Origin of the sequence: Streptomyces sp. NPDC050674 (assembly GCF_040654575.1) — a bacterium.
Classification (GTDB): Bacteria; Actinomycetota; Actinomycetes; order Streptomycetales; family Streptomycetaceae; genus Streptomyces.
In genome coordinates this window covers 82,395-88,394 of sequence record NZ_JBFAIG010000026.1, presented here as the reverse complement: position 1 = coordinate 88,394, position 6,000 = coordinate 82,395, and the positions used below count along the sequence as shown (strand labels likewise).

The 6,000-nt window shown below is 69.6% G+C and carries 6 protein-coding genes; 1 reads left to right on the top strand and 5 read right to left on the bottom strand.

Annotated features, from left to right (window positions below):
- Positions 1-891: phosphoribosyltransferase domain-containing protein (locus AB0I06_RS31820; protein WP_363122313.1), on the bottom strand; the 891-nt coding region annotated here is incomplete at its 3' end.
- A 31-nt stretch (positions 892-922) separates the two neighbouring features.
- Positions 923-2,089, bottom strand: coding sequence for an HpcH/HpaI aldolase/citrate lyase family protein (locus tag AB0I06_RS31815; RefSeq protein WP_363122312.1), 1,167 nt, complete (start codon positions 2,087-2,089; stop codon positions 923-925).
- A gap of 228 nt (positions 2,090-2,317) precedes the next feature.
- Between AB0I06_RS31815 and AB0I06_RS31810 the strand changes: the two genes are divergently transcribed.
- Entirely contained in the window at positions 2,318-3,235 is a 918-nt protein-coding gene (locus AB0I06_RS31810) for a TerD family protein (protein WP_363122311.1), read from the top strand.
- Positions 3,236-3,272: 37 nt separating this feature from the next.
- Here AB0I06_RS31810 and AB0I06_RS31805 read toward each other — a convergent pair whose 3' ends face one another.
- The 3 genes from AB0I06_RS31805 to AB0I06_RS31795 all read right to left on the bottom strand — a co-directional run bounded on the left by AB0I06_RS31805 (position 3,273) and on the right by AB0I06_RS31795 (position 5,986).
- Positions 3,273-4,007, bottom strand: a complete 735-nt coding sequence (locus tag AB0I06_RS31805; protein WP_363122310.1) for a Tellurium resistance — start codon at positions 4,005-4,007, stop codon at positions 3,273-3,275.
- Between the two features lie 132 nt (positions 4,008-4,139).
- Positions 4,140-5,285, bottom strand: coding sequence for a DUF475 domain-containing protein (locus AB0I06_RS31800; protein WP_363122309.1), 1,146 nt, complete (start codon positions 5,283-5,285; stop codon positions 4,140-4,142).
- A 125-nt stretch (positions 5,286-5,410) separates the two neighbouring features.
- Positions 5,411-5,986: a TerD family protein gene (locus AB0I06_RS31795; RefSeq protein ID WP_363122308.1), complete on the bottom strand. Its 576-nt coding sequence runs from the start codon at positions 5,984-5,986 to the stop codon at positions 5,411-5,413.
- Between the last annotated feature and the right edge of the window lie 14 nt (positions 5,987-6,000).

Below are 6,000 nucleotides of genomic sequence, written 5' to 3'. Positions count from 1 at the left end.
CGGGACAGCGCCGAACGCCGACCGCACGTGGGACAGCGCGTGGTCGACCGCTGCGTTCGGACGGGCAGGGGGAGGCGAGCGCAGCGCTGAAAGGGGCGCGGGGAACTGCGCGAGCGACCACGACGGCGCCGCACTCTCCGACTCGTACCGCCCCACCAGCTCCTGCCCCTTCTCCAGCACCCCCTCCGGCAGCCGCACACGCCCCGAAGCCGCCGCCACGAGATCCACCCGCGCACCGATCTCCCGCGCGAACGCCTCCAGCCGCCCCGCGTCCGCGGGTGAGCGCATGTCGACCAGCGCCACCACGACGTACCTCCGCCGCGGATACCGCCCATGAAGATCGCGCACGGTGTTCAGCACCGTGTTCCCCGTGGAGAACTCGTCGTCGACCAGGACCAGCGGCCCGTCGCCGGCCAGCAGCGCGGGGTCCTCCGGCAGCAGCAGGTGGGAGGTCGCGTGGGAGTGGGACTCCTCGAAACCGCCGGCCGGGGTGAGACCGGCGACCGGTCGGCGGGTGGAGTGCAGGCAGGGGGCGAGGCCCAGCCCGTCGGCGACACAGTGGCCGAGGCCCGTCGCGGTCTCCGCGTAGCCGAGGACGACGGCCCTGCGGGCCTCGTCGTCGCCCAGCAGCTGCCGCACCCGGCGGCCGAGCTCCCAGCCGTGGCCGTACACGACGGACGGCGACTGCGGCACGTGCTTGCCCAGGACGTTCGACACGAGCAGGTGGGCCCGCTTGGGGTTGCGGCGCAGCGCCAGCCCCAGCAGGCCGGTCAGCCGGTCGTCGCCGACGAGCTCGACACCGAGCCGCTCGGCGACCCAGTCGCCGGACCAGACGCCGTCGCCCGCGTCGCGCACCTCGGGGTGCGTCCCCTCGTTCACTGCCTTCTCCATGAACCCTTCGAATCCTCGGAAGCCGTACGGTTCAGCCTGGCAGACCGGCGGCCAGCAGTTCGACGAAGCCGATGTCCTGGTTCGCCACGCCGAAGACCTCGGCGCGCAGCAGGGTCCGCTCGGCCCAGGCCCGGTGCGGTTTCACCTCGTTCATCTTGTTCGTGTAGGCCGACCTCAGCACGCCCCCGCCGCCGCGCTCGGGGCGCAGGATGTCCTCGGCGTCCGAGAACTCCTCGTGGCTGACGACCGACAGGGCGTGCACCGGCAGGACGTGCGAGGGATGGATGCAGGTCTTGCCCAGCAGGCCGTTGGCCTGGTCCAGGGTGATCTCCCGCAGCAGGCCGTCCATGGCGTGCTCGATCAGCTTCTCGCGCAGCTCCGCGGCCTGCACCTCCAGGAAGGGGCTCTGCCGCAGCAGGGGCTTGAACATGCGCGCCTGGACCCGGAAGTACTCCCACACCGGCCCGGTCACGGTGAAGCCGGTCCCGTCGGCACGGCCCAGCATGTTCACCACGTCGGCGATGACGGAGGCGACGATCTGCACGTCGTAGGCCGTCATGTCGGGGCCCCTGCGCAGTCCGTAGGAGGAGCAGAAGTCCGTGACGCCCAGGCGCAGGGCGAGGACGCGGTCGCGGTACTTGTCGACCGCCCGGAAGATGCCCTCCAGGGTCTCCACGCGCGACTCCCGGTAGAGCAGCTCCGGGGACTCCAGCACGGGCATGGCGAAAAGACGACGGCCGCTTTCGGCCTCGGCGGTGGCCACGGCCTCGAGGAAGGGGATGCCGCGTTCCTCGGTGAACTTGGGCAGGACGAATCCGGACAGCAGCCGGACGGCGGGGCCGAGGCGGCGAACGAGGTCGGGTATCTGCTCGGGGGTGCGGACCCGGATGAAGAGCAGCGGCGGATCGGCGTCCGGGAGGCCGTGCAGGGCCGTGAACTGCCGGACGAGGTTCTCCTCGCCCGGGCCGACGTCCGCGTCGTCGATGGAGTCCTCCAGGCACAGCACCATCGAGACCACGCCCCGCCCGGCCTGCTTGAGGACGTCGTCGGCCAGGCGCGGCCGGGTGGCCGGGCTGTAGAGCGTGGCGCCCAGGGCCGCGGAGAGCAGGCGGGCCGGCGAATCGGGGGTGAACGTGCACGGCTCGCGGTAGAAGAGACGCTTCCGCACCTCAGGGGCGATATGCCCGAAATGACGCATGGAGCTCCCCCGTGGTGGTGGTACGGCCTGCGAATCGATGAAAGCTGGCCGGTAATAGTACGTAGAAGTCCATGTCGGAGGTTCCCGTCAGGCATGAATATCAGGTAACGCGGGCAAGCACAGCCAGGCCCGGCCATGACGACGGTAGTCCTCGACGGCCGTCGGCGCCGCTCGTGACCGTGGCCCCCCGCGTTGTCGTGAGCAGGACCGAGCAGGCAGGATGACCGCATGACGCACGCGATGCTGAAGGGGTCGAACGTCCCGCTGGAAGCCACCACGGTGCGCGCCGTGCTGCGCTGGACACCCGGCCAGGGGGTTCCGGACGTCGACGCCTCCGCGCTGCTCCTGGGCCCCGGCGGCCGTGTGCGCTCCGACGAGGACTTCGTCTTCTACAACCAGCCCCGGCACCCGGCCGGGAAGGTGTGGCGGCTCGGCAAGAAGCGGGACGCCGAGGGCCTGACCGACACGATCCAGACCGACCTCACCGGTGTCGAGCCGGAAGTCAGCCGAATTCTGCTGGTCGCATCGGCGGACGGCGTGACGTTCGACCGCGTACAGGCGCTGCGCATCGCGCTGTACGACGCGGCGGGCAGTGACAGCGAGGCGCTGGCGTATTTCGACGTGAAGCCGGAGACGGGCCAGGAGACGGCCCTGATCTGCGGGGAGCTGTACCGGCGCGGGGAGGGCTGGAAGTTCCGGGCGCTGGGCGAGGGCTACTCGAACGGATTGAAGGGGCTCGCGACCGACTTCGGCATCTCGGTGGACGAGTCGGAGGCGGCCGAGGAGGGCGAGGAGGCGGCGACCATGACGGTGCCCGCGCCCGCCACCACCAACACGCCCGCGCAGCAGACGACCGCCGGTCCCGGGCAGCAGCCCCCCGAGGTCTCGGGGCCGCTGCCCCCGGAGCAGCCGGCCGGGGTGCCCTCGCAGCCCGCCTACGGGTATCCGCAGCAGCCGCCGGCGACGCCGCCCGCCTATGGCTATCCACAGCCCACGGGCCGGCCCGTCGCCGGTTATCCGCAGGCACCGGCCACCGCGGGTGCCGCCGGGGCGCAGCTGGGCTACGGCTACCCGCCGCCGGTCACGACGGCCCAGGACCCGGACTTCCAGCTCCCTCCGCAGGGCCCGCAGTTCGCCGGACGGTAGACGGACGGCGGCCCCGGCCCGCGCCGGGGCTCCGGGGTCAGCGGTCGACCTTGGTCTTGTAGCCCCGCCCCCACTGAAGTCCCCATCCGTAGAGCCGGTCGAGTTCGGCCTGGAAGCCGTAGACGAACTTCGCCTCGCGGCGGACGACGATCTCGTTCTTCACCTTCTCGATCATGACGACGGCGCAGGAGCGGGCCTGCGGCTGGCGTTCGTCGAGGTGGATCTCGACGCGGGGGCCGTTGCTCGGGTAGAGCGTGACGATGGCGTGGGCGCGGTCGAAGGCCGGTGTCTGGTCGTAGATGTAGACGAAGACCAGCAGCCGCTTGATGCTGTCGCGGTGGTCGAGGTTGATGTACATCGTCTCGCCGGACGCGGAGCCGAAGCGGTCGTCGCCGCTGAGCTTGACGTACGGCGGGGCGTTGACGTCGCCGAAGTAGCCGCCGAGGGGCTGGACGACGCCCTTGCTGCCGTCCTGGAGCTCATAGAGGCAGCCGAGGTCGAGGTCGACGTTGACCATGCTCTGGCTGTGCCCGACGACCTCGGGGGGCTTGAGCGCCCGCAAGGGGTGGCGCAGCAGGCTCTCGCGCTGGGAGCCGCCGAAGTCGGAGGTGCGCATCCGCCAGCTGAGGTTGACGCGCAGATGGCCGGTGGCCGCGCCCTGCTTGGTGAGTGATATCTGTGACCGCCGCTTGGTCAGTTCGATCGCGTTGGTCGACGCGTCGCCCGAGTCGAACTGCGCGTCACCGCGCCGGAGTCCGTCGAACAGGCCCATTCCGCCCCCCACGTTCCCTTGGGGGCCGCGGGTCGATCGCCGTACCCGCGGCCCTTGACGACCGACGGGGCGGCCACCGAGGAGTCGCCTCGGTGGCCGCCCCGTCGAGAGCGTTCCTCACCCGGAGGGGTGTCACACCCCGGACGAGACCTCAGTCTTCTCGTCCGAGCCGGCTTTTCCCTCGGCCGCCGCGAGCGCCTTGTTGCGGCGGACGGAGGACCAGAAGGAGGCGGCGATGAGGACGACGCCGATGAGGCCGGTGACGATCTCGTTGATCTGGTACTGGATGGTGACCAGCAGGATCATGGCGAGCGCGCCGATGGCGTAGTGCGCGCCGTGCTCCAGGTAGACGTAGTCGTCGAGGGTGCCCTGGCGGACCAGGTAGACCGTCAGCGACCGGACGTACATGGCGCCGATGCCGAGACCGAGCGCCATCAGGACGATGTCGTTGGTGATGGCGAAGGCGCCGATCACGCCGTCGAAGGAGAACGACGCGTCCAGGACCTCGAGGTAGAGGAACATGAAGAAGGCGGCCTTGCCGGCCAGCTGGACCGCCGAGCGGGGCTTGCCGCTGCGCTCGGCCTCTTCCTCCGCCTCGTGCTCGCGCTCCTCCTCCTCTTCGAGCTTGTCCTCGAAGTAGCCGGAGAGTCCGCCGACGATCATGTAGGTGATCAGACCGGCGATGCCGGCGAGCAGGACCGTCTCCGCCTTGTCGACGTGGGCGCCGCCGTGCTGGTGGGCGTGGGTGGCGACGGTCATCGCCGAGATCAGCAGGACGATCAGCGCGATGCAGACCGACAGCATGTCGACCTTGCCGAGCTTGGCCAGCGGGCGCTCCAGCCAGCCGAGCCACTTGATGTCCCGGTCCTCGAAGATGAAGTCCAGGAAGATCATCAGCAGGAACATGCCACCGAAGGCGGCGATCGACGGGTGGGCGTCGGTCACCAGCTGCTGGTAGCGGTCCTTGTCGTTCAGGGCGAGTTCGACGGCCTTGATCGGACCCAGCTGGGCGCTGATCGCGACGATCACGACGGGGAAGACCAGCCGCATGCCGAAGACGGCGATCAGAATGCCGACCGTGAGGAAGATCTTCTGCCAGAAGGCATTCATCTTCTTCAGGATTCCGGCGTTGACCACCGCGTTGTCGAAGGACAGCGAGATCTCGAGGACGGAGAGGATCGCGACGATGCCGAGCGCGGTCCACCCGCCGAACAAGACCGCCGCGACCAGGCCGAGCGCGGTGACCGCGAACGACCACCCGAAGGTTTTCAGAACCACTGGCTACCCAATCGTGTGTGTACGGGGCTCCCCCGCGCCGTACCCGGCTTTACGAACTTTTGAAGCCGAAGTCTAGTCGGGCCCCCTGCGCACCCCACTGGCCCCTGGATTTTGCTCATAACGCGTTATGAGACGTTGACCCCGAAGTCCAGCGCGATGCCCCGCAGCCCCGACGCGTACCCCTGTCCCACGGCTCTGAACTTCCACTCGCCCTGATAGCGGTAGAGCTCCCCGAAGATCATCGCGGTCTCGGTGGAGGCGTCCTCGCTCAGGTCGTAGCGGGCGAGTTCCTGGCCGTCGGCCTGGTTCACCACCCGAATGAAGGCGTTGCTGACCTGGCCGAACGTCTGGCCGCGCTCGTCGGCCATGTGGATGGAGACGGGGAACACGATCTTGTCGCACTGCGGCGGGACCTTGGCGAGGTCGATCAGGAGCGACTCGTCGTCGCCGTCGCCCTCACCGGTGAGGTTGTCGCCGGTGTGCTCGACCGAGCCGTCCGGGCTCTTGAGCTGGTTGTAGAAGACGAACCACTCGTCCCCGAGCACGCGGCCACCGCCGCACATCAGGGCGCTGGCGTCGAGGTCGAAGGGCGCTCCGGTGGTGGAGCGCGCGTCCCAGCCGAGCCCGACCATCACCTGAGTGAGGTTGGGTGCGGCCTTGGACAGGGAGACGTTGCCCCCCTTGGCGAGCGTGACGCCCATGATGCTGTCCCTCC

What these genes read in the sequence shown, in the direction of transcription:
- AB0I06_RS31795 (WP_363122308.1), bottom strand. Translation starts at nt 5,986, where the DNA reads ATGGGCGTCACGCTCGCCAAGGGGGGCAACGTCTCCCTGTCCAAGGCC.
- AB0I06_RS31815 (WP_363122312.1), bottom strand. Translation starts at nt 2,089, where the DNA reads ATGCGTCATTTCGGGCATATCGCCCCTGAGGTGCGGAAGCGTCTCTTC.
- AB0I06_RS31805 (WP_363122310.1), bottom strand. Translation starts at nt 4,007, where the DNA reads ATGGGCCTGTTCGACGGACTCCGGCGCGGTGACGCGCAGTTCGACTCG.
- AB0I06_RS31810 (WP_363122311.1), top strand. Translation starts at nt 2,318, where the DNA reads ATGACGCACGCGATGCTGAAGGGGTCGAACGTCCCGCTGGAAGCCACC.